Source organism: Crateriforma spongiae, assembly GCF_012290005.1.
In the GTDB taxonomy this organism is placed as follows: domain Bacteria; phylum Planctomycetota; class Planctomycetia; order Pirellulales; family Pirellulaceae; genus Crateriforma; species Crateriforma spongiae.
On the sequence record NZ_JAAXMS010000002.1, the window covers coordinates 494,447 to 518,640 of the forward strand.

A 24,194-nucleotide genomic window follows, 5' to 3' on the forward strand; every position below is an offset into this window, starting at 1 on the left:
GACGGGCAAGACCCAAGCGTATGAAGGCTATTCGTCGACGATGATCAGGGTGCCGTCCTTGCTGTCGAACTGCTTCAACCGCGGCCTGGATTGCTCCAAAGGACGAGAAAACGTGTACGCCATCATGCCCAAAACGGCCACCAACGCCAAGGCGGCGAAGGCCAACCCGATCCCCAGCAAGACCTGCTGACTGTTGCCGCCGCCATCGGATTCCGCTTTTCCACCCGTCGTGCGACCGACCGCGCGTGGCGGCGGTGGCGGCGAAGCGGGCCCCAACGGCCCCATCGAATCAGCAGCGGACGCAGCCCCGGGAGCCGGCAAATCGGGTAGGTCCGAAAAATCGAACCCGTCCAATGATTCGGTGGGATCGCCACTGAGACCGCTTTCGTCGCCACCACTGGAGGAAATAGAACTTTCCTCGAAAACCGTGTGCTGTCCCGACGTTGCCATTGATGTGGTGTCATCGGGGTGTGCAAACGAACGCAGCGATCCCGTTTGGTCCGTCGTGGGAACCCCACGGATCTGCTTCAGCTGGACCAACAGGTCGGACATCGACGGCGGTCGATCCGAGGGCCGTTTGGCCATCATCCGCTTGACCAGATCGGCAACCGCGACCGGACAATCATCACGAACCGACCGGACATCGGGCACCGGCGCGGTTTGGTGCTTCGCCAACCGCTGTTGTAACGAGCTGCCGCTGAACGGTGGACGACCGGTCAGCAGAAAATAGAACGTGCATCCCAGCGAATAGATATCGGCCCGCGAATCGATGCTGCGGCTGTCGATCGCTTGCTCCGGGGCGACGTAGTCGGCGGTCCCGGTCAGACGCTTGGACGATTTGCCGCCGTCATCAAAATCAAAACCGATGCGTGCCAGCCCCATGTCACTGACTTTGACAACGCCGTCACGCCCCAGCATCAAGTTGGATGGTTTGATGTCACGGTGAATGATCCCCCGGGCATGAGCATGCGAAAGGCCTTCGGCGGCTTGGCGAACCGCGTCAATCGCGGTGGCGACGGGCATTACCCCGTCACGGGCGACGGCCTGCTGTAAATCCGCACCATCGACATATTCCATGACGATATACACTTTGCCGCCGGCTTCCGCACAATCGTACGCCCGCACGATGTTCGGATGATCCAGCTGGGCCGATGCACGTGCCTCGTCTTTGAAACGCTGGATTCGACGTTCGTCGGCCAACTGTTCGGACGGCAAAATTTTCAGCGCCATCAGACGCTTCATGATTTGGTGTTCCCCCAGAAACACCATCCCCATGCCGCCACGGCCCAACGGCCGCAGCAACCGATAACTCCCCAGATAGAAGCCCTTGCTCTTACCGGCCAGCACCTTCTGCGATTGCCAGTCGGTCAGGATCCCGGCCGCCACCAGACCCTCGGCCAAGCTTTCCGGGGTCAACGTGGTCTGATCGGCCAGCAATGACGCCACGACTTTCTTGACGTCGTCCAATTCCACCAGCCCACCGGCCATCGCACGCCGAACGAATCCGCGCGAAGCGTCATCCAGCAGGGTGGGATTCGGGGTCGATGGTTGACCAGACATGAAGTCGCCGAGACGTGGGATTCGTGGGCCCGCAACTCGCGGGAACCTCATAGTGTAATGCCTTGCCCTCGATGATCGTCCCCCTTACGCCCGCGTCACGAGGGGCTTTACGGCCTTCTCAATGAAGTTTGAATGAAGGCCGCCGTTTTTGATGGAAAAACGAAATCTTCGTCAGCCGGAGGGTGCATTTTGACGCCCGAGGGACGTCTCGATCGCCCCTGGTTCGTTTGCCCCGTACCAGACCGACTTCAAGAACAAACCGTTCGCCGGCGCCGTGGGACCGGCCAGTTCACGCTTTTTTTCCGCCAACAATTCCGTCACCCAGTGCGGCGGATGCTTGCCCAGCCCCACATAGATCAATGTCCCCACGATATTGCGGACCATGTTGTACAAAAAACCGTCGGCCTGAACCTCGATCGCCAAACGCGATTCGCCCCACGGCCCGTCGGGCAACGGGATGATGTCGCACGCGGTCACATGACGGACCGTGGTGGTTCGCGGGGCCCCGGCCGATTGAAAGCACGCAAAATCTTTGCGTCCCACGATCAACTGTGCCGCCTCGGCCATGGCATCCAAGTCGACGCGTTTTCGCAGCCGGTACCAATACCGGTGTTCCAGCGGATTGCGGTTGCCGCCGTTTTGCAATTGATACCGGTACCGCTTGCTGACCGAATCCCGAATCGCATGGAAATCATCCGGCGCGTCGACCGCATCGGTGACCAAGATCGAATCCGGCAGGGACACGTTGATCGCCGTGGCCAATTTTTGGGCCGGCGCATTCCATCGCGGCATCGTACAACTGGCGACCTGGGCGATCGCATGGACGCCGGCATCGGTCCGCCCACTGCCGACGACATGAACACGCGTCCCGGCCAACTTCGCGGCCGACCGCTCCAACCAACCCTGAATCGTCATGCGACCGGGTTGGATTTGCCATCCGCTGAAATCGGTACCGTCATAGGCGACAGTCAACTTGAACGTGCGTGGTGACGTCATGGAACCCATTCGGCCGGCGACCGCGGACAAGCCACCTTGATCACGACGATGCGGCCGCCAATTTCTGAATCAATAATTCGGCAATCTGCACGGCGTTGGTCGCGGCACCCTTTCGCAAGTTATCGCTGACACACCAGAACGCCAGACCGTTGGGCGAACTGAGATCTTTGCGAACGCGGCCGACGAACACATCGTCCTTGCCCTCGCAATCCTGTGGCATCGGGTACTGCTTGTTGTCCAAGTCATCGACCAACGTCACGCCCGGTGCCGACGCAAACAACTCTCGCGCCTTGTCGACGGAAATCGGGTCGGCGGTTTCCACCAGGATCGATTCGCTGTGGCCGATCGTGACCGGGACACGAACACAAGTGGGACAAACGACGATGTCGTCGTCGCCCATGATTTTGCGTGTCTCGTACACCATCTTCATTTCTTCGCTGGTGTACCCCGCTTCCTTTTCCGATCCAATCTGTGGGATCAAGTTGAAAGCAATTGGATACTGGAACGTCTTGGCCGGATGCGTCTTGCCGGTCAGGGCGCTGCGGGTGCTGTCGTAGAGTTCTTCGTTTCCAGCCAAGCCGGCGCCACTGGTCGCCTGATAAGTGCTGACGACAACGCGACGCACCGGGCTGTGGCGGTGCAGCGCCGCCAGTGCAACCACCATCTGGGTTGTGCTGCAGTTCGGACTGGCGATGATTCCCTGATGGTCATGAATCGCTTCCGGATTGACTTCGGGAATGACCAGCGGCACCTTGGGATCCATCCGCCAATACCCGCTTTCGTCGACGACCACCGCGCCGGCGTCGGTCGCCCACGAAGCGAATTCTGCAGACACTTCATCCGGCGTGCTGGCGACCACGATGTCGATCCCCTGAAACGCATCGGGTTCCAGCAATTGGACCTTCAACGTTTCGTCCGCAAACCGGACCTCTTTGCCGACGCTGCGTTGGGACGCCAGCAGCTTCAAGCGATTGATGGGCAGTTTGCGAAGGGCCAACTGTTCCAAAACGATCCGGCCGACGGCACCGGTGGCACCGACGACGGCTAAGTTGACTGACAACGTCGTGATCCTTTGATTCGTAGAATGAAGGTGTGTTGGACGGACATGCGTCACGTGTGGCCCGAATCGACGGAGCGACACGTTGGAAGTCGCGAAACAGACTGAATGAAAGGGGTAACCGCCCACAGGTTCGGCCCGTCATCGCCGCCGCGCGGTTGGTCGCCATGGCAGGCCGACGCAGCGACATCCATCATCCTGATCGGTCGTCAAGCGTCCGCAAGCGGCATCCGAATTTCCCCGGAAAACGGCCGATCGGCGAAGGAAAACATCCGCCTGGATCTTGGTTTCGTCAATAACCGGCGCATGAAAAGACCCTTCGAGGCGACACAAAATCGCCGGGAAGGGCCGTCGTTTCAGCCGTATGCGTCCGGGTTCCAGCCGCCCTCATGGGGCTCGCAAAAGCGTCGATCAGTTGTCCATGTTCTCGATCGCTTCGGGCAACGTTTCGTCGACCAGGCCCCAGCCGCCACGACCGCCTTGGATCCGTGACTGAACGGCGTCCTTGGTTTCTTCGTCGTTGGCGTCCCAGAACAGATCGATCTTTTCATCGGCCAACGGTTCCAAGGATCGGAACAGACGGAACCCGACGCCTCGCGATGGGTCGCTGGTGTGCCACCAGGGGCTGACGGGGAAGTTCGGATCTTCGCTTTTCCAATCATCGTCGTTACTGGCCAAGCGTGCCGCACTGCGAAGATCTGGCGGGTCCATTTCCCAGGATCCTCCACGGGCCACGGCGGGCCATGGCGTTTCCGGCCACTGGACCGATTCGATCGCATCGACCGGTTGCTTGTCGGCCAGGCGGGCATAGCCGTCTTCGCTGTACAGATCGACGACCCATTCAGCAGCGTTGCCGTGCATGTCATACAACCCGAACGCATTGGGCTTCTTCGTCGCGACCAAACCCGGTCCGTCCAACGCGTTGTCGAAGTACCACGCGTAGTCATCAATGTCGTCCGCGGTGTCGCCGAAACTGTACGCGGTGGTGGTTCCCGCGCGAGCGGCGTATTCCCATTCGGCCTCGGTCGGCAAGCGGAATTGCTGGTTGGTGATCCGCGAAAGCCACTTGGTGAACTGCTTGGCCGCATAGACCGTCATGGTCACCGCGGGTTGCATCGGTTCTTCGCCATATTCGTAGGTGAAGGTCGGATCATACAACTCGGTCGGTGCCGTGATCGCATCGGTCATGTTGTCATCACTGACGGTGCGTTCGCCACGAGCTTCGAAGTCTTTGAAGATCGAATACATCCGCATGTATTCTTTGTACTGCTGCCAAGTCACTTCGGTCTTGGCGACCCACATCGGTGCAACTTCGACATTGACCTGGGGGCCTTCGTCATCGTTGCGGTCTTCTTCCGAATCGGGGCTGCCCATCTGATAGGTCCCGCCGGAAACCGGAATCATTTCAAACTCGATGTCGGTCCCCGGAATCCGAACCGTGTAAGGCACCATGTACCCCTGGTCCACTTTGACCGACGGACCGTCGGCCGGTTTTTCGTCGGCGATACCGGGCGTCGCTGCGGTCGCATGGGGGTTCAAGCCGACCAAGGCGGCCAACGCGATGAACAATGAAAGTCGCGGCAAAGAAAATCGTGGCACGTGCATCGAACTTTGATGGATAGTCATGAAAAAGAAACTTTGGGGCGGAAGGCGGGTCGAGCCTATTTCAGGCGGGCAGGAAAGCAACCGTGTCGGTGAAAACCACGCCCCGGATGTTCAGGTTCGCCGGACATCCGCGACGCCGACCGGAAAGCTTGCCCCCTATTGTCAGCAGAAACCCGACGAAACGCCAGCGTGGTGCGCCATTTACGGTCGCCTGCGACGTTCCGTATCAGCATCGCGTCCGGACGTTTCGTCACGCCGGGTAAAACCGTCAATCTGCGATTCTTATCGATCCAAATGATCGGGGCGTTTGCCCAACAGGACCTGCAATTCTTGCGTCTGTCCGTCACGAATCACTTCCAAACGCACGTTCGCCCCCGCCATGGCGTTGCCGATCAACCGCATCAGGTGCCCGACGTCGGTGACGGTCACGCCGTCAACGGCTCGGATGATGTCCCCGGGCAACACGCCGGCACGCCCCGCAGGTGAATCGGGCGGATTGACCTGTTCCACCCTGGCACCGCGAATTCGAAGGTCTTCGCCGATGATCGAATCGTCATCCACCTGGGCCAACTGAACGCCCAGCCAACCACGCTGGACCACACCGGTCAGACGAATCTTGTCGTAAACCTTGCGGACGACATTGCTGGGGATCGAAAAACTGACCCCCTGATAGGTTTCGCCGACGATCGCCGTGTTGATCCCGACCAGAGTGCCACGAGCATCGACCAGCGGCCCGCCACTGTTGCCCGGGTTCACCGCGACGTCGCTTTGCATGAAGTCTTGATATTCCTCGCGAGCCCCGTAGTGATTCGACGCGCGGACCATGCGATGCTTGCCGCTCAGAATCCCGAACGTCACCGTCCGGTCCAGCCCGAACGGACTTCCCACCGCCCAAACCGGTGAACCGACTTTGCAGCGATCACTGTCGCCCCAACGAATCGGAATCAAACGGTCAGCATCGATTTTCAGCACCGCCAAGTCCGTCAGCGAATCGCTGCCCAGAACGGTGGCGGGCAAACGACGTCCGTCCGAAAGGGTCACCGAAATTTGGTCGCCTTCGGAGATGACGTGCCGGTTGGTCAGGACATAGCCGGCCTGGTCCACGATCACGCCGCTGCCCTGGTCCGACGGCGATCCGCCGCCGGGCAACAAGGCCGACAATGCGTCACCGGATGGGTCAACGCGACGTTGGACGTCGATATGAACGACGCTGGGGCCGACCGTGGCCGTCACCATTTGATACGCGTCGCTGAGTGCATCCAGCGAAACGTTCTTCAAGCCATCAATTCCGGTCTCGTATTCGGCCCGTAACTCGCCACGGTGCCATGCGTAACGGATCTCTTCCACAATCCGGGGGACGGCATAACGCGCCGTCGCCAGCAAGACCAACATCGTGGCCATCAGAAAAAGACTTTGTGTCAGTGCGTCCGAACCACCCTGGGCCCTGGCTTTTGATCGCCCACGTTCGGTTGAACCGCCAGAAGATCTGGCCGGCGAAGACGCCCCGCCGAAAGCCGACGGCGCAGCCAAGGTCGCTGGGCCGTTCAACGTGGACGCAGATTCCATTGCGGATTCCGGAGTCGGATTCAACGCAGGCGCCGCATCAAAGGCGCGGCGAAATTGGTCGACTTGATCCTCATCTGCCTCGATTTCCGAAACACCGGTGTCGGCGCGGGAATCGTTTTTTGCCGGCGAAGCCTTGCCCAATCCCCCTTCGCCGACGCCATCGTCAAATCGCCAAATCTGGCCCTCCGGCATCCCACCGGTTTTCAGATCGTCGCTCGGATCGGATGCGGTCGCCCAAACGTGGTGGACGGCGGAATCGCCTGTGACGACCGAATCGTCGTCCTTGCCTGACATCGGCGGTGACGCCTGCTGTGGCAACTCGTGTTCTATTCGATCGGCAGGATCATTCGTCATCGCGCAACCAAAAACGAAACCATCGACATTAGGGAAAAAGCCGGATGCTTATGGCGGAATCATCATTCCACCACCATCCGACCGACGTTACTGTCGCACCCCCGTTCGCCCCGGCAATCCCGCGTGACAGCAAAATCAGGGCATCGGGCGGACGTGTTGGGAACCACGGTCGACGATATCCTGACGCTGTGCCGTGGCGGGCCACCGGACCCGTCCAGTGTAACGGTGCGGCATCGGGGACGAGTGATAAACTGTGCAGAAACGGCGGTTCCCATGCCGCCCGCGCCTGATATTCCGACTCAGCCCTACACCGTTCGGGCCGATTCTGAGTTTTGTCGCGACCGGATCGGCCGGGTCGCCCCGAATCCGGAACGGTCGCCCCCGAACGTTCGTGGCCAAAAATTTTGTTTCCCACGCCACCTCATACGACAGTCCCGTAACCCGCCCCAAGCGTTATCACCCGATTGATCATGCCTCATCCCATCAGCCAGACGATCTACCAAGCCCTCGCCGACATCGAATTGGTCGATCCGCACACCCACATTAATCCGCACGCACCGGCGTCCAAGTCGCTGGCCGACCTGCTGGGATACCACTACTACACCGAACTGGCCCATTCGGCCGGCATGCCCAAGGACCAAATCGAAGACGATTCGATCGGCCCCGATGAACTGGTCGCCCGACTGGTCAAAGGCCTTTGGCCGATCGAAAACACGGTCCAGTATCGTTGGTTCATCGAGATTTGCCGGAAACTTTTTGATGTCGACTGTCGAACGATTGATTCTGAAAACCTGGAGACGATCACCGCGGCAGCGGCCGACAAGTTTGCATCCCCGAATTGGGCCGACACCGTGCTGTCCCGCAGCAACGTCCGCGCGGTCTTTCTGACCAACGACTTCGATGACGATCTGCAAGGTTTCGACACCGCCAAATACATTCCCTGTCTGCGGACGGACGATCTTGTCTTTCACCTTGCCAAGCCGGAAACACGCCAGCGTTTGACCGACTGCAGCGGCATCGAACTGACCGGATCGCTGGACAGTCTGCGTTCGGCTTTGAAACAACGGTTCGAACACTTCACCGCCTCCGGTGCAAAAGCCTGTGCCATCTCGTTGCCCCCCACTTTCGAACCGCAACAGGTCAGCGACGGTCGAGCCGAGACGGCTTGGGAAAGCGTTTTGCGTCAAGGCATCTTGGCCGACGATTCACACCACACCGCGTTGTCGCGTTTCGTCTTTTGGACACTGGCCGAACTGTGCGATGAATTTAGGCTGCCCTTTGATCTGATGATTGGTGTGAATCGCGGTGTGTACGAGTCCGGCGTATTCCAAGGCCAAGACCTGTACGATTCGCGGGTTTCTTTGATCCAGTACAAAGCCCTGTTCAATGCGTTCCCCAAGGTCACCTTCCCGGTGTCCGTGTTGGCCAGCGTCACCAATCAAGAATTGGTCAGCTATGCATGGATTTTCCCGAACGTGGTCACCAACGGACACTGGTGGTACAGCAACACGCCGTCATTCATCGCTCGCGACGCGATGGCACGCTTGGAAGCGATCCCGCAAACCAAACAGATCGGCTACTACAGCGACGCTTACAAATTGGAATTCGTGTGGCCCAAGTTCGACATGTACCGCCAGGTGCTGTCCAACTTGCTGGCCGAACACTTTGTCGGTTTCCTGGGTTGGTCCGAAGAACAGGCGATCGCCCTGGGCCATCGTGTGCTGCGTGGCAACGTCGAAGACATCTTCCACATCGAATCGACCGGCGATGGCGAATTGGATCCACGACCGACTGACGACGAATTGACCGCCGTGGGTCGCCCCGATGTCGTGATCGGTGACCGCAACGATCCGCCCGATGCGGCGTCGGTTGCATCGGAATTGGACGCCGAACCGTTGGACGTTGGCGACCTGACCGGGTCGGAAGACGAAACCAGCACGAACATTCGTCCCCTGGGCGGTGATTCGCAGTTCGTCGCGGACGATTCGGACTTGCGTCTGAAGAACGATCCGCGAACGGGCGAACCGACCCTGCCGGTCGACGAAGACGAAACCGACAAACCGTCCTAATTATCTCGGTCAACGAACGTTGACACCCTGCATCGATGCGGCAGACGCCGATGCAGGGTGGACGTGAACGAAACGCCGCGTGGGATCCCTGTCCAATTGACAACCACGATGATGGCGGAGAATCAAGCGTCGCTGGTGCCGGCCGGCCGGCTATCGCCGATCCGATTCAACGCATTCAACATTGCCAAGATCGTACTTTCGACGCTGTCGGTGCTGACACCAATGCCGCGATAGGACTGGCCCTTGTATTCAACTTCCAGGTTGACTTCACCGATGGCGTCCCGACCCAACGTGGCGCTGCGGACCTGAAAGTCTTTGCAGATCAGTTGCACACCGGTGATCTTTTCGACCGCCCAAAACGCGGCGTCGATCGGACCATCCCCTTGTTCGGCCTGGGCGGTGTGTTCTTCGCCGCCCTTGCGAAGCGTTACCGACACCTTGGGTGTCTTGTTGCGACTGCTGGTGACTTCATAATCGACCAAAGACCATTCCTCCGGCACATTGCCGCTGATCTGTTGCTGGACCAATGCGATGATGTCACCGTCATAGATCTCTTTTTTCTTGTCGGCCAGATCTTTGAAACGTTCAAAGACTTGCTGAAGCTGTTCGCCGGTCAAGGTCAGCCCCAACGTCTTGGCGCGATCGGCAAGTGCGGCCCGTCCGCTGTGCTTGCCCAACACCAAATCAGTCTTCGTGAATCCGACCTCTTCGGGCGACATGATTTCGTACGTGCTGCGTTCCTTCAGCATGCCGTCTTGGTGAATGCCCGATTCATGGGCGAAGGCATTGCGCCCGACGATGGCTTTGTTGCGTGGGATTGCTTGTCCGGTGACTTTGCTGACCAGACGACTGGTGGGCAACAACCGCTTGGAATCGATCCCCGTTTCGCATTGATAGAAATCGCCACGGGTCTTCATCGCCATCACGACTTCTTCCAACGCCGCATTGCCGGCGCGTTCACCGATGCCGTTGATCGTGCATTCGATCTGCCCTGCCCCGGCGGCGACCCCGGCCAGGCTGTTGGCCACGCCCATGCCCAAGTCATCGTGACAGTGCATGCTGATCACCGCTTTGTCGATGTTGGGCACCTTTTGACACAGCAATTTAATCCGGTCGTAGATTTCACCGGGCGTCGCATACCCCACCGTGTCGGGAATGTTGACGGTGGTCGCCCCGGCATCGATCGCCGCTTCGACCACCCGGCACAGAAAATCCGGCTCGGTACGGAAGGCGTCCTCGGGTGAAAACTCCACGTCGTCGCAATAGCCTGCGGCGCGGCGGACGCCGGTCACCGCACGCTGGACGATTTCGTCCGGCGACATCCGCAACTTGAACTCGCGGTGAATCGCGCTGGTGGCCAAGAAAACGTGAATCCGGGCCGCCGGTGCCGTCTTCAGTGCCTCCCAAGCCGCATCGATGTCCTTTTCATTGCACCGGGCCAATCCACAGATCGTGGCCCCACGCACGGTGCCGGCAATCTGTTTGACGGATTCAAAGTCTCCCGGCGAAGCGATCGGAAAACCGGCTTCGATGATGTCCACGCCCAAATCCGCCAACGCCTGAGCAACCTCTAGCTTTTCGGCCAGATTCATGCTGCAACCCGGCGATTGTTCGCCGTCGCGAAGCGTTGTGTCGAAAATGCGGATGTAACGAGACGAAGACATGATTGGTTTCCTTTCAGGAACCGATGAAACGACAAACGAAGTCATAAAAAAAACCCGAGTCGCGATGACTCGGGTTTTCCGTGTTCGGGGATCCGACCGTTTCCGGCGACACAAACCTTCATCATCCGACGCAGGGGCGTCGCAACAATAGCAGGCTCGGTAGCAGTTGGGTGCGGGTCGTCATGATTGAAAGTATGGTCAAAGATCCGGGGATGTGTAAAGCCTAGACAGAATACGACCGTCGGGGTTCGCCCGATGACGCGTTTCTGCCATCGCCCCAACCGCGATTCGGCCGGCCCGAGGACGTCTAGGCGGCCTGCGGCATCTTGCGTCCCTGCAATTGATAAACATACCGCAACACCTCGGCGACCGCCTGGTACTGTTCCGGCGGAACGACGTCTCCGGTTTCAACGTTCTTGTACAAAAACTGCGCCAGCGGTTTGCGTTCGACGACGGGGATGCCGTTTTCAAGCGCCACACGCCGGATCCGCTGGGCCAATACCCCCGCCCCCTTGGCCAGCACCACAGGCGCCGGCATCGTGACCGGGTCGTACTGAATCGCGATCGCCAACTCCGTCGGGTTGCTGACCACCACATCAGCCTTCGGAACGTTCTGACCGATCTCGTTCATGGCGATCTGTCGCTGCACTTGACGGCGACGTGCGGCCACCTGTGGATCGCCCTCGGTCTCCTTCATTTCATCTCGCAATTCCTGATCTGTCATCATCAGGTCTTGTTCGAACTTCCATTTTTGAAACGCGTATTCCAAGATCGCCAAAATCGTCAGCGCCGCACCGATATACAGACACACTTCGACCAACACTTGGAACAGCGTCCTTGCGACCTGGCCGATCGTCATCGTGGCCATGCCCAGCAACGCTTCATAACGGCGACGAACGGCAAAGAATGCCACGACGCCAATGACCGCGACTTTGAACAAGCCAAAGGTCAAACGCATGACGCCCTGCAGAGAAAAGATACGTTTGGCACCCGACAGCGGACTGATGTTACTGAGCTTGGGAACCAATTTGTCCGGCGAAATCATCAAGCCGACCTGAGTCACGTTCACCAAGACGCCGGCGGCAAACATCACCAACAAGAAAGGCACGGCCGCCAGTCCCAGTCGCGCCGCGTGAGTCATCAGATGCCGCGACGCGCCGGCGGGTCCGCCAAGTGACAAACGCGGCTTGGACAATCCCTCGGTCACCGCGATCCCGATTTGCTTGGCGGCAGCATCCCCCAGAAACCATAGCGCCGCCAATGCCGACAACAGCATCAACGCACTGGCCAAATCTTGGCTCTTGACGACTTGGCCCTTCTCGCGTGCCTGACGTCGCTTTCGGTCGGTCGCAAAATGCTTCTTGTCACCACCGGAATCAGCCATCGCCTACCACAGCTCCTGCAACCGTGCGACCGCGATGCCCAGTTCGGTGCGAAAGACGTAACCCACCGTACCGATGGTTAGCGACGTGACGACCAACATTGCCAAAGCATTGATACTTAAACCGATCGCCAACACGTTCAGCTGTGGCAGCGTCCGGCTGACCAAACCCGTGATCAGATTGCTCAGCAGCAAGGCCCCAACCACGGGCGCGGCCACACGGATCCCCGCGATCATTCCCGACGTCAACTGCGTCAAGATCAAGTCCATCATCGCCGAATCCAGCACCACATTGCCGGCCGGCATTGATCGAAAGCTGTCGACCAGGACATTCAGCAACACACGATGACCACCGATCAACAACAAGACCGCGGTTACCATCATGCCAACCAACTTGGCCAAAGTCGGCACGCTGCTTTGTGACGTGGAATCGATCGACTGGCCCAGCTGCATCCCGCCGGTGCCGGAAATCGTTTCGCCGGCCAACTGGATCCCGGTCACGATCAATTGCACCGTGGCCCCGATCAACATCCCCACCAACGCCTCACGACCAATCGCGACGGCCAGATCCACCAAGTTATCGATGCTTGGCAATCGCGCCGGATCGGTCATGTCCACCACCGTCGGCACCAACAACGCGGTCAACATGATCGCGAACATCGCGCGGACCCGTTTGGGAACACCCGCGCTGATCGCCGGCATCGCCATCAACAAAGTGCTCAGCCGCGTCAGTACCAGGACACAGACCACCAGATGATCGACCAGCCACTGTGACAGATCGCGGGTCGCTTCCATCAAGGATTCCCCGCGTTTTCAAACACCGTGCGAGTGAATTCGACCATGCGAGCCAACAGCCACGGCGTACAAACGACCAAGACGACGGCCATCGACAGAATCTTGGGCACAAAAGCCACGGTTTGATCTTGGATCTGAGTCAAACCTTGAATCAGACCGATCAACAGCCCGGCCGCCATCCCGACGATCAACATGGGCGCGGCGATCAACATCGCCGACATCAGCGATTCGCGAACCAGATCGGTGGCAAAGGAAGCGTCCATGCGTCGTCATCGTCAATCAAAAAGGCAGAATATCCATCGGTCCACTGGCCCGACGATCCGTCGCCCGGCGCAGGTCGATCCGGTCTATCCGAAACTATTCATCAGCATGTGAACGACCAAATTCCAGCCGTCCACCAACACAAATAACAACAACTTGAACGGCAGCGAGATCACCGCCGGTGGCAACATCAACATCCCCATCGAAATCGTCACGCTGGCGACCACCAAGTCGACGATCAAGAATGGCAAGTAAATCTGAAAGCCCATCAAGAATGCGACCTTCAATTCACTCAAGATGAACGCCGGCAACATGACGCGAATCGGAACGTCTTCGAATCCACTGGGAACGGGCCCGTCAGGATCCATGTAGTTCAAAAACAGCAACACGTCTTCGTGATTTTCCGCCTGATCGATCTGCCGAGCCATGAAACGCCGAATCGGCAAAGCCCCCGCCTCGAACGCCTCGGTCAACGACATTTCGATTTCGGGATCGGTGTACGGCTTGATCGCGTCGTCGTACACCTCGTTCCAGACCGGTGTCATGACGAACAGCGTCATGAATAATGCAACACTGGTCATCACCTGGCTGGGCGGCAGCGACTGCAAACCGATGGCCTGTCGCAGCAATCCCAACACGATCACGATGCGGACATAACAGGTCGTCATCAACAGCACCGCGGGCGCTAGACTTAACACGGTCAGCAACAGCAAGATCTGCAAGCTGCTGGCCATCCCCTCGGGACTGGTCCACTTTTCCGGACCACCGCCCAAGAAGTCCAACGATTCGGGCGTCAATTCGACCGGCTGTCTTGGCAATACCGTCGCGTCGGCCATGGGGTCGATGTCCGACGCGGCACCGTTTTGCCCCCAGACGGTCGCCGGAGCGCAGCACCCAACCCAGACAAGCAACAGCAGTCCGGCGGTACGCATCGGGATCAATTCAGGTCACTCCGTTGACCATGGAAGGCATTGAACCGTTCACAACGAAGAGTCGCAAAATCGCGAATTTCGTTCAAGTCAGATTGCCAGACGTCCGACCGGCGACGTGAAACACAGCAGTTTCCCACCGGAATCCCACGCCGCGATCGGCGTCAAATGCCAGCATCAGCGTTGGTTTCGCGGCATCAGCTGTAGATGGTTTCAAAATCATCCGATGCGGCGACCGCATTGAAACCGTTGGCATAAAACCCGGTACCATTGACATCCAAGACGTCGTCGTCGGCGCCGCCATCCAGGTCGGCAAAGACGGCATCGGACGCATCGATACGCAACCGGTCGTTGCCGCTGGAAAGCTGAACATCCAACTCATCCACGTCGATCCCGAAAAGACTGACGTAGTCGTTGTGGCGGCCGGAGTTCACATCCAAGTGGTCGGCGTCCAAATAGGACGCGACGAACGTGTCAAAGCCGTCACCCATGTCGGCTTCCAGTTTCCCGCCGACATCGATGTTGCGCATCCACCAATAATCATTGCCGTCCTGCCAAGCGTCGTCGTCCAAATCGATGTCGTTCAACACCGTGACATCCATCATCGTGATGCGGTCATTGCCCCGCCCGGTGCGGATTTCCAAATCGCTGTGGGTGAACGCGTTCATTCGAACGTCGCGGATCAACACGTGATCGTCGCCGCCGTTCAATTCGATTCGCAAATCGTCCAACGATACCCACTGGGACCCGGTGTAGAACTTCGTCGCAAGGACGTACGACGCTTGCCCCTCAATCGTGGTCGCAGCGCCGCCGTGGTTCAGGCCGTTGATGTGCAAATAGTCCCCGATCTGGCGCACTTCCACACCGTTGGACCAACCGTCGCCGGTCAATTCGACATCCATACGGCTTCCGGAAATGTCGACGTCCACCGCGACATCGCCGGCCATCAGCTTGCGACTTTCCAGTGGTTGGACTCCTAGACGACGTGGCCGCACGCTGCGGCGATGGTTTTGGCGTTTCATCAATACTGTCTCCCCGATTTTTGAAATGGAAATCGGTGCCCGAGCCGGAACATCCGGGTCCGCTGATGCCGAGTCGACGTCAGCGGCGATTCACCCGCGGCACCGTCGTCTAAGCGGGGCCCGCGGGCGGCTGTGACAGACCGATCGGCAAAAAAGCTTGACCGCGCCGTCGCCAACCGCTACTGTACTAGTTACCTAGAACAGGAGGCCAATTCGATGCTGTTCCACATCGACCCCAGCAATGGGGTCGCCATTTACGACCAAGTCGTCCGCCAGGTGAAGTTTGCCGTCGCCGACGGCGTGCTACGCGAAGGCGAAATGGCACCCAGCGTCCGCGAACTTTCCCGGCAACTGACCATCAACCCCAACACCGTCGCCCGGGCGTACAACCAACTGCAGACCGACGGGGTGCTGGAATCAATTCGCGGCACCGGGTTGGCCGTCAAGAAAAGGGCCACCGATCGGTGCCGAAAGGAACGTGACGCGATCGTCAGTGCCCGCATCGGCCAAGCGATCGACGAAGCCCTTCGCAGCGGTCTCGGCGTCGACCAGGTGCGTGACCTGGTTGAACAAGCACTGATCCAGTCCAACGAATCCCAACCGGAGGCCCAATCATGAATGCCCCCTCACCTGCCTCGGCCATCCGGTTCCAATCGGTCATCAAACGCTACCGCAAAACGACCGCGGTTGATCAAGTCAGCTTCGACGTGCCGTCGGGCGTGGTGTTCGCGTTGCTGGGCGACAACGGCGCAGGAAAAACGACGTCGATCAAAGCCATGCTGGGAACCGTACGCATCGACGGCGGCAGCATTCGCGTGCTGGGTTGTGACCCGGTCGCCGACAGTGTGGCATTGCGACACCGCATCGGCATCGTTCCCGAACAACCGTCGCTGTACGACTGGATGACGGTCGACGAAACGGGTTGGTTCGCCGCCGGCTTTCACGCCGAAGGCTTCTTAGCCCGCTATCGCGAATCCATTCGCCGGTTCGGTATCGCACCGGGCAAGAAAATTCGCGAATTGTCCAAAGGCATGAAAGCCAAAGTGGCTCTGTCTCTGGCAACCGCGCACGAACCGGAATTGTTGATTTTGGACGAACCCACCTCGGGCTTGGATCCGATGGTACGTCGTGAGTTTCTGGAAAGCATGATCGAACGTGCGGCGACGGGCCAAACGGTGTTTCTGTCCAGCCACCAGATCAACGAAGTCGAACGGGTCGCCGATCATGTCGCGTTGATGAAACAAGGCCGGTTGGTGCACTGCGAGTCATTGGAATCGCTGAAACGCAACACCCGTGAATTGCTGGTCAACGTGACCGATACCGGTGTTCCGTCACCGCTGGGTGGTGACAACGTCATCAGCGCTAACCGAACGGGCCGGCAATGGCGATTGCTGGTTCGTGACGTGACCGATTCGCAAATTGCGGAAATTGAAAACAGCGAATTCGTCGACCGCTGCAGTGTCAACGAACCATCGCTCGAGGAGATCTTTGTCGGCTATATCGGCGAATCGATGTCGACCGATGACGGAATGGCCCAGCCACGCCCCCAAAGTGACGATCAACCCCTTGCACCGGAGGTTTCGTCATGAGTGTGATTACCGAACCGGGATTTGGACGTCTGTTGTGGAAGGAATGGCGCATCGCTCGCAGCTTTGCGATCGTCCTGGCCGTCATTGGCGTCGGATTGTTGGCGATGGCCGCCTTTCTGGGCCGCGGCAGTGGTGACAGTTACACGATCGGCATGGCGGCGTTGGCGACCGGATTGCCGCTGATCGCGTTGGCCGGCATGGTGGCGACCGCTTTTGCCGCCGAACATGAAAACGGCACGGGAATCCTGCAGCGATCGCTGCCGACATCGGTTTCCGCCGTCGTGTTGTCGAAACTGATCGTCGCCGTGGTCGTTTCGTTGATTCTGTTTGCGATTCTGGCGTTCACCGCGGTGGCGTTGGCGGCCCCCGACAAAGTCGATCTTGGCAACCTAAGCGTGCTGGTCGCGGCCTTGGAAATGACCGCCTGGGGCATGCTGATATCGATGCTCAGCCGACGTCCGCTGGTCGCTTTGGTCCTGGCCGCCATGCTGGCAGTGGTGACCGCGTTTGCGATGGTTAGCCTGGCCGATTATCTGGCATGGACATTCGGTTGGACGGGCACGCTATGGAACACCCAATCGCAAAATAGTGCCTTGCGAATGGTGATGCGGTTGATCGCAATGTCGGTGGTGGCTGCATTGGCCGTTCGATCGTCCGGTGCCTGGTTTGATGACCGAGCCGCCGACTGGGGCCGCGCAGGTCAAGGGCTATTGGGCCGAGACACCGATGCATTGGCCAGTCGATCGGAAAAGGTCGCCACGGGTTCCCTGGCGCGACTTGGACGATTGGTCTGGTGCCAGTATCGCTCGGCACCCGGGATCTGGATCGGACTGACTGCGGTGATCCTGCTGATGGTGTACGCGATCCGTCGCGACGAAGAAGGCATCGCTTTGTTTCTGACGCTCGGCGGTTCGCTGTTCGGCGGCATCACGCTGGGCCTTTCGTCCGCCGAAAAGCGATTCCTGTTCGCCCAACCGATTCGGCCGCGTTTTCACTGGTTGGCGACCTTGGTGTTGCCCGGCGCGATCGTTGCGTTGTTCTGCATCGCATTGATGATGATGGATTGGCGTCGCCGCGAGTATTGGTTGTTTTGTTTTGGCCCTCTGGCCGGGTTCGCGGTCGGTCAATTGATCTCGCGTTTCGCCAAGTCAGGACTGATCGGATTCGGATTGTCACTTTTGACCGGCGTGCTGGTCATCTTTTGGATCTCGTTCGCGGTGATCCTGGCGATCCCGTTTTGGGTCGCCGTCCTTCCGCTGATCGTCTTTGCGTTCTTGGCGACTTTTCTGACCGCAAAGGGTTGGCTGTACCAATGGGACGACCGTGCACATCGCCGTTGGCTGGCCGTCTGCATCGGAGTGCCGGCGGTATTGATCCTGGCATTTGTGGCCGCGTTCCGAGCTTACGAAATACCGGCGGTCACTGCGCAACAGATCGCGGCATTGTCATTGCCCGATCTGCCACGCCAAGACCAAGGCAAAACGGCCGCATTCCTGCGGATGATTGACCCAAAGATCCATGGCAGACTCGGTGCTTCCTGGGGCGGGGGAATGTATCACTACGATCCCATTGCGGAGGTTGATGTCGACGTCCTCAGCGAAGCCTTGCAAGAAGACCGCATCGCATTGCCGACGGACACAGATCGCGTTCGCATTCGGCATGCGTTGGGAAAACTCAGCCTTGACACCCAACTTGCCGCTCGCCGGGCCATTGCCGACGGTGACAGCCAAGCGGCGCAGAAATTTTTACAATCGCTGATCCGCTTGAAAGCGTTGGCACAAGATGCTGGGTACAGCTATTTTTTTCAGCAAGAAAACGCTTGGCTGATACTCCAGTGGGCGACCATGCCGTCAACCGAGCCCGCAGCGATTCAAAGCATCATCGATCAGCTGACGCCTTTGGTTCCGGACAAAGAGTCGGCCTTGCGGTCACAGGCTCTGCAGAGCCATCTCCTTCAACAGTTGGCCGCCAACGATTCGGATTTCTTCAATCGGATTTGGGATCCGACGACACGTCGTGGTTTGATCGTCACCTCGTGGATGCCTTGGGAACGCCAGCGTTTGCAACGCTTTGTGGACCACCAGATTGTCCAATCGACTCAATCGCTTCGCCGTATGGCCGATATTATCGAGCGAAATCAACGCCCCGATTCCGAAGACTGGTTTGTCCGCCAGACGTACATCGGTGATCCGCATTTGCTGGTCCCCACCTATGAGTTCAAGCTTCAAGACGCCCCAACGTTCCTGCGATCGGTCCAGATGTACCGCGCGTTGATTGTCCGGATGGCCATTTTGCTGTGGCAAAAGACTCACGACGGACGACTTCCTTCCGCTGTCACCGACCTAAGTGATATCGTCGATGACGACGTCATGATCGATCCGGCACAGGGCCAGCCGTTCCTGATCGTTGCTGGAAAAGCTGCGCAGGTGGCCATTACAGAAGGCGAATACTGGGTTGAGATTGACGATGTACAGGTGGCACTCGTCTCGCCACAGTTTGCAGTTGAGATTGCCGAGAACAGCACGCTGGAGGATCCACGCTTGAAGATCGTCGGTGGTGATTCATCAGTCTATGACTTGGCGGATTTGCTGGCACGCGACACCGTGGTGGATGGACGCTATGCCCATGGAGCGCTGTATTACTATCGCCGTGCCACTTCCTACCCAATTCCCACGCTGGACAACGAACCGTCGTTGGATACCGATCGCCAGACGATTTCCGTCGGCGACGTCCGAGGCGGTGCAGATGACTGACCGATAAATCCTGAAGGGAATGGAATTGGCGGGCGAAAAGGGATCGTCGAATCGGAAGCTCGCAAGCTAAACTGAAGGCTGCCCCATTCGGGTCGCGAACATCTCGCCGTTCTCCCTCCCTCTTTTCTCCCGCCTTCGCCTTCCGTGCCACTGACCCTGACTTGTTCGAAGTGCGGCCAAAAGCTGTCCATCGCGGACGAGCTGAAGGGCAAGCAGGTCCAGTGCCCGAAGTGCCAGGAAATCTATCTGGTCGAAAAACGACAACCGACCAAAACCGCTCCGTCCAAGACCGCTGCGTCCAAGCCTGCCGCGCCGGCAAAAGCGGCATCGCCGAGGCGACCGGCCACGGGTCCGCCCAAGCCGACACGCAGCACGGCTGCACCAAAGCCCCAATCCACCGCGACCGGCAATTCAACCGCAAAGCCGACGTCCAAGACCGCCGATGATCCGTCGATCACGGTGTGCCCCAAGTGCAAGTCGAAGATGCGTTTGCCCGTCGCCCCGGGCGTGAACCATTTCATGTGCCCCAAGTGTTCGGCCACGATCACGGTCCGTACACCCGAGGTGGAAATCCCGTCCGAACCGTTGGCTCAGGTTTCGGCGATCGATGATGATCCCTTTGCGGACCTACCGGATGCTGGTGCGCCAGCACCGACAAGGTCATCACCACTTTCATCGGGATCAGCTTTTCCGTCCGCACCGGCGCCTGCTGGCAATCCCTATGCCTCATCGGGTGGTTACACGCCGCCGCGTCGCAATTCCGGCGGGTCGGCAAAGTCGACGGGCCTGCTGGGGCCGGGCTTGCTGATCGCGATTCCCTATGGCCTGGGCACGTTGTCAACGCTTGCGATTATGGGGATCGCGATCGCCAACCGGGACGAAGTAACGAATCCTCGCGACTTCAACGTGATGATCGTCCTGTTCTCGGGACTGCTGATCAATTTCTTTTTGGTCTTGGCCGGTTCGATTCGGATGATCACCGGCGGGGCGAAGTGGGTCGGCTATGTGACATGCATCGCCGCATTGCTGCCGACACTGTGTCTGGCCGGAATGTGTTTGGGGCTGATCCTGTACCCGTTCGCGATCGGCGGTTCGATCTGGGGCTTGGTCGCGTTGTCGTCCCAAGGCAGCGCGTCGTCACGTCGCGGCGGATCGTCGGGGCCGTACCGCCAGTCGGGTGACAGCGGCAGTGCGTCGGACTATTTGCGTCGCGCCGAAGACGAAATGGGAAAGCAACCCAAGGACAACACACCGGACAACAGCCTGAAGGCGATCGGCTTCATCATCGGCGGTGTCGTCTTGTTGGGGATCGCGGCGGTCGGGTTGTACGGGATGTACTTGCATTTCAACGGCGAAGCCGAAGCACGACGCCCCGGCCGGGCGATCGGCGGCATTCTGTTCTGCAGCATCACCGGTTTCAGCTTACTGGGCCGCGGGCTGGCCTATTACATGAATTGAAACGATTGCAGGGGATCTTTGGCGGGACTTTGCGGGCCCGCGTGGCAGCTGCATCATTCCGACACGGCTGTGACCTAGCTTTGAAAGCCGGCGTCGACGCTCCAAACAACGCCGATACGCCGTCTTTCCCGGTCCGTCCGCGCAGCCCGCCATGTCATCCCGTCGCCCGTCACCACCGCCAAGCGACGCCACCGTTGGCCCCGGATCTGCCGGCCCCATCGCCAATGCCAAATCGTCGGAATCACCAGCGGACCCAACCAAGGCCGGCGGTCCGCCAAGCCGTTCGTCCGGATCCGGCGAAAAAGCATCTTATGGCTCCGGTGCATCGCGACGTCCCCGACGTTCGGCCCGTCATCGCAAGCGGCAAACAGGTACAGACGCATCCGCAAAGTCTTCGTTGACGAGCGAACCGGTTATGGCCGGTGATTTCCAACCGACCACCAACCAACGCTACCGTATCACGGGCGAAGTCGGGCGAGGCGGTTGGGGTGTGGTGCAACGGGCATTCGATCGACAACTTCAACGCACCGTTGCCATCAAGCGAATCACTGAATCGGCGAACATCACCGCTACGGTTCGGCAACGATTCTTGCACGAAGCCAGGATCACCAGCCAACTGCAGCATCCGGGCATCGTTCCGGTTCACGAGTTGGACGAAGGCCAGGCGGGAAGTCATGCGTCCTATGTGATGAAGTTGTTGGACGGACATCCGCTTCGCCAATCGATCCGCGACACCCACGCCTCGCTTTGCACACAATCCGAATCCAGCACCTGGTCCCATCGCGAAGCCATCGTGCCGCTTCTGGAGCGTTTCATTGATGTTTGCGAAGCGGTCGCCTACGCGCACCAGCAAGGTGTCATTCACCGCGACTTGAAACCGGCCAATGTCATGGTCGGACGCTTCGGCGAAACCATCGTCGTCGACTGGGGATTGGCCAAACGCATCGACGGGGCCGACGCCGTACGCGATGTTTCGGCCATCGAATCCGACTTGAATGCTGCCGGCGACCTGCTGGAATCACCGATCGATGACTCGGCGCGCACCACCGCCGGTGCCGTCGTCGGTACACCGGCCTACATGTCGCCCGAACAAGCTTGCGGCCAGACCGATACGCTGACCGGCGCCACTGACATCTATTCCTTGGGCGTCATGCTGTACGAAATCGCCGTCGGCAGCCATCCGTTCGCCGGCCAAGGCGTGGAAGACGTGCTGACAGCGGTGCGAGCCGGACGCTGGGATGCCGCACGGCTTCGATGCCGACACGTACCGCGTGCCCTGTCAGCGATCTGCGATACGGCGATGCAGTTGGATCCCAGTCATCGTTATCCCACCGCTGAAGCTTTGGCCACCGACGTTCGCCGTTTCATCGCAGGCGAAAAAGTCAGCGCGCATCGCGAAACCACCATCGACGTCCTATCGCGGTGGTGTCGGCGACACCGGGCGATTGCCACAACCATTTCCATTGCGATGGCGATGCTGTTGGTCGCCGCATTGGTGTTCGGATTTTTCATTCGACAAGCACAATTGAGTGAGCGGCATGCACGTATCGCCGCCCAACAGTCCCATCGCAACGCCCTTCGCCGACTGGACCAGAGTCGACGTGCGGCCGACGCGTGGCTGATCGACCTGAGCGGTTCGCTTCAGTTCTACCCGGGACTCGATCCGGTGCGATCCGAATTGATCGAACAAGCCATCGTCCATTACGAGTCCCTGCTGCAAGAAGAAGCACCCACTGAATTGGGGTCGGAGCCGCAACTGGTGCCCGTCCGGTTGCAGCATTACGGCCGATTGCAGCAGTCAAAACTGTACCTGCGTCTGAGCGACCTTCACCGTATCGCTGGACACATTCAGCAAGCCGACGCCGCGTACCGCAGTGCCCAAACAGTAGCGAAATCCGTACAGTCCGCCCGACTTTCGCCATCGGACCGTATCGATCATCACGTCCATCGGATCAACCTGGACATCGCGCAGATGCTGATCGATCCGGAAACCGCAATCGACATTGACGGCCATCAACGCTGGCTGACCTGGCAACTTCGACGCCAAGGCATCGACAACCCGACGTCGGCTCCGGGAACCAACCAATCGTTGGATTTCGATCTGGCCAATGTGCTCGCCCGCCTGCACTTGGTCGCCTGCAGACGTTGGCAAACGAATGAATCACCCACTTGCACCGGAGAAACACTGACGCAAGCCCGACTAGCTTATCAATGGTCCGCGTGGTTGTCCCGGCACCGTGGCACCGCCGCCGATCATCGCCTGATGGAAACGGCCGCAGTCGCACGAGCCGATGCGTTACACCACCTAGGACAACTGGCCGACGAACGGTTGGTGTGGCAAGAGTTGATTGCTGCGATGCAGCGAATCGCCCACGACCATCCAAACCGCGTCGACTATCGACAGTCGATTGCCCACGGGCGCCTGCGGCTGGCCGGATTGATCACCGATGCCGGCGGCCACAGATCCGAAGCATCACAGATGTATCGACTGGCCATCGACGATCTTCATAGGTCTCGATCGCTGACCGATGGTGATGGGTTCTGCCAAACCAACCTGGCTGCGGCGGAATACAGCTTGGCAACTCTGTTGATGAAAGCCGACGGTTTTGGCGACGACCGAACGCCCCCCGGTCCGAGCGATCTGGAAGCACGTCGCTTGCTGGAAAACAGCCTGTCCCGACGACAACGTTTATTGCAGACCGCTCCTGGTGTGCGTCACCTGTCGGATGTTGCGGAAGTGCTGGCGGCACTGATTCATCTGGGCAACGTCGATGCCGACCAGCGACGTTTGTGGGCGACCCAAGCCGACGTCGCTTACCAGATGTTGCGGGAACATTCGGAATTGACGCCGCGACAGTCCGAACAATGGTCGGATGTTCGCCGGGTGATCGATGGGTCCGACGCCTCAGCCGAAACTTCAGCGGCCAACGCCGACGAGTCAAACCTCCGCGGGTTGCCTTAGACGAAACGCGGTTGGGGTTTCACGGCCCGTTCAACGGAGCAATCGATTGCCTACGTAGAGTTTCTGGCCACCTTCTCCCCCAAATTGCCGGGCAGAGCTGAACACCGGCGATCATTTGGACGACACCTGGAAGTAGCGACAACGGCGCGACGGCTGTCCCACCCTCCCGCAGC

General features: G+C 59.1%; 18 protein-coding genes. 6 read left to right on the top strand and 12 right to left on the bottom strand.

What is annotated here, in order from left to right; translation table 11 throughout:
* Positions 1-27: 27 nt before the first annotated feature.
* The 5 genes from HFP54_RS05995 to HFP54_RS06015 form a co-directional block, all read right to left on the bottom strand.
* The gene (locus HFP54_RS05995) at positions 28-1,560 is read right to left on the bottom strand and encodes a serine/threonine-protein kinase (protein ID WP_146410548.1); all 1,533 of its coding nucleotides are present in this window, start codon (positions 1,558-1,560) and stop codon (positions 28-30) included.
* A 171-nt stretch (positions 1,561-1,731) separates the two neighbouring features.
* The gene (gene truA, locus HFP54_RS06000) at positions 1,732-2,556 is read right to left on the bottom strand and encodes a tRNA pseudouridine(38-40) synthase TruA (RefSeq protein WP_168564434.1); all 825 of its coding nucleotides are present in this window, start codon (positions 2,554-2,556) and stop codon (positions 1,732-1,734) included.
* A 40-nt stretch (positions 2,557-2,596) separates the two neighbouring features.
* Positions 2,597-3,616, bottom strand: a complete 1,020-nt coding sequence (locus HFP54_RS06005) for an aspartate-semialdehyde dehydrogenase (protein WP_146410546.1) — start codon at positions 3,614-3,616, stop codon at positions 2,597-2,599.
* Positions 3,617-4,024: 408 nt separating this feature from the next.
* A complete protein-coding gene (locus tag HFP54_RS06010; protein WP_197135869.1) occupies positions 4,025-5,218 on the bottom strand; it encodes a formylglycine-generating enzyme family protein in 1,194 nt (397 codons plus the stop codon).
* A gap of 282 nt (positions 5,219-5,500) precedes the next feature.
* Positions 5,501-7,138, bottom strand: coding sequence for a S1C family serine protease (locus HFP54_RS06015; RefSeq protein WP_197135867.1), 1,638 nt, complete (start codon positions 7,136-7,138; stop codon positions 5,501-5,503).
* 470 nt (positions 7,139-7,608) lie between these two features.
* Between HFP54_RS06015 and HFP54_RS06020 the strand changes: the two genes are divergently transcribed.
* On the top strand, positions 7,609-9,207 hold the full coding sequence (locus tag HFP54_RS06020) for a glucuronate isomerase (RefSeq protein ID WP_168564435.1): 1,599 nt from the start codon (positions 7,609-7,611) through the stop codon (positions 9,205-9,207).
* A gap of 122 nt (positions 9,208-9,329) precedes the next feature.
* On the opposite strand, the gene HFP54_RS06025 is transcribed toward HFP54_RS06020, so the two are convergent.
* The 6 genes from HFP54_RS06025 to HFP54_RS06050 all read right to left on the bottom strand — a co-directional run bounded on the left by HFP54_RS06025 (position 9,330) and on the right by HFP54_RS06050 (position 15,259).
* Positions 9,330-10,871, bottom strand: a complete 1,542-nt coding sequence (locus HFP54_RS06025) for a 2-isopropylmalate synthase (protein WP_197135865.1) — start codon at positions 10,869-10,871, stop codon at positions 9,330-9,332.
* 307 nt (positions 10,872-11,178) lie between these two features.
* On the bottom strand, positions 11,179-12,255 hold the full coding sequence (gene flhB, locus HFP54_RS06030) for a flagellar biosynthesis protein FlhB (RefSeq protein ID WP_168564436.1): 1,077 nt from the start codon (positions 12,253-12,255) through the stop codon (positions 11,179-11,181).
* 3 nt (positions 12,256-12,258) lie between these two features.
* The gene (locus tag HFP54_RS06035) at positions 12,259-13,047 is read right to left on the bottom strand and encodes a flagellar biosynthetic protein FliR (protein WP_146410541.1); all 789 of its coding nucleotides are present in this window, start codon (positions 13,045-13,047) and stop codon (positions 12,259-12,261) included.
* Entirely contained in the window at positions 13,047-13,310 is a 264-nt protein-coding gene (locus HFP54_RS06040; RefSeq protein WP_145303369.1) for a flagellar biosynthetic protein FliQ, read from the bottom strand. The genes HFP54_RS06035 and HFP54_RS06040 overlap by 1 nt, the downstream gene beginning before the upstream one ends.
* Before the next feature lie 84 nt (positions 13,311-13,394).
* On the bottom strand, positions 13,395-14,144 hold the full coding sequence (gene fliP, locus HFP54_RS06045; RefSeq protein WP_390656866.1) for a flagellar type III secretion system pore protein FliP: 750 nt from the start codon (positions 14,142-14,144) through the stop codon (positions 13,395-13,397).
* A 290-nt stretch (positions 14,145-14,434) separates the two neighbouring features.
* Entirely contained in the window at positions 14,435-15,259 is an 825-nt protein-coding gene (locus HFP54_RS06050; protein ID WP_146410539.1) for a hypothetical protein, read from the bottom strand.
* A 216-nt stretch (positions 15,260-15,475) separates the two neighbouring features.
* Between HFP54_RS06050 and HFP54_RS06055 the strand changes: the two genes are divergently transcribed.
* From HFP54_RS06055 to HFP54_RS06065, 3 genes are read left to right on the top strand one after another with little or no spacing between them, the layout of a single operon-like run.
* Positions 15,476-15,877 carry a GntR family transcriptional regulator gene (locus tag HFP54_RS06055; RefSeq protein ID WP_168564437.1) on the top strand — a complete coding sequence of 134 codons (402 nt, stop codon included), beginning with the start codon at positions 15,476-15,478 and terminating at the stop codon, positions 15,875-15,877.
* Entirely contained in the window at positions 15,874-16,848 is a 975-nt protein-coding gene (locus HFP54_RS06060; protein WP_168564438.1) for an ABC transporter ATP-binding protein, read from the top strand. The genes HFP54_RS06055 and HFP54_RS06060 overlap by 4 nt, the downstream gene beginning before the upstream one ends.
* On the top strand, positions 16,845-19,601 hold the full coding sequence (locus HFP54_RS06065; RefSeq protein ID WP_168564439.1) for a hypothetical protein: 2,757 nt from the start codon (positions 16,845-16,847) through the stop codon (positions 19,599-19,601). The genes HFP54_RS06060 and HFP54_RS06065 overlap by 4 nt, the downstream gene beginning before the upstream one ends.
* A gap of 242 nt (positions 19,602-19,843) precedes the next feature.
* Here the strand turns inward: HFP54_RS06065 and HFP54_RS06070 are convergent, their stop codons facing one another.
* Positions 19,844-20,122, bottom strand: a complete 279-nt coding sequence (locus tag HFP54_RS06070) for a hypothetical protein (protein ID WP_168564440.1) — start codon at positions 20,120-20,122, stop codon at positions 19,844-19,846.
* Between HFP54_RS06070 and HFP54_RS06075 the strand changes: the two genes are divergently transcribed.
* The gene (locus HFP54_RS06075; RefSeq protein WP_168564441.1) at positions 20,121-21,059 is read left to right on the top strand and encodes a hypothetical protein; all 939 of its coding nucleotides are present in this window, start codon (positions 20,121-20,123) and stop codon (positions 21,057-21,059) included. The genes HFP54_RS06070 and HFP54_RS06075 overlap by 2 nt on opposite strands.
* Positions 21,060-21,474: 415 nt before the next feature.
* Complete coding sequence (locus HFP54_RS06080; protein WP_168564442.1) at positions 21,475-24,021, top strand: serine/threonine-protein kinase; 2,547 nt, start codon at positions 21,475-21,477, stop codon at positions 24,019-24,021.
* Positions 24,022-24,194: the final 173 nt, after the last annotated feature.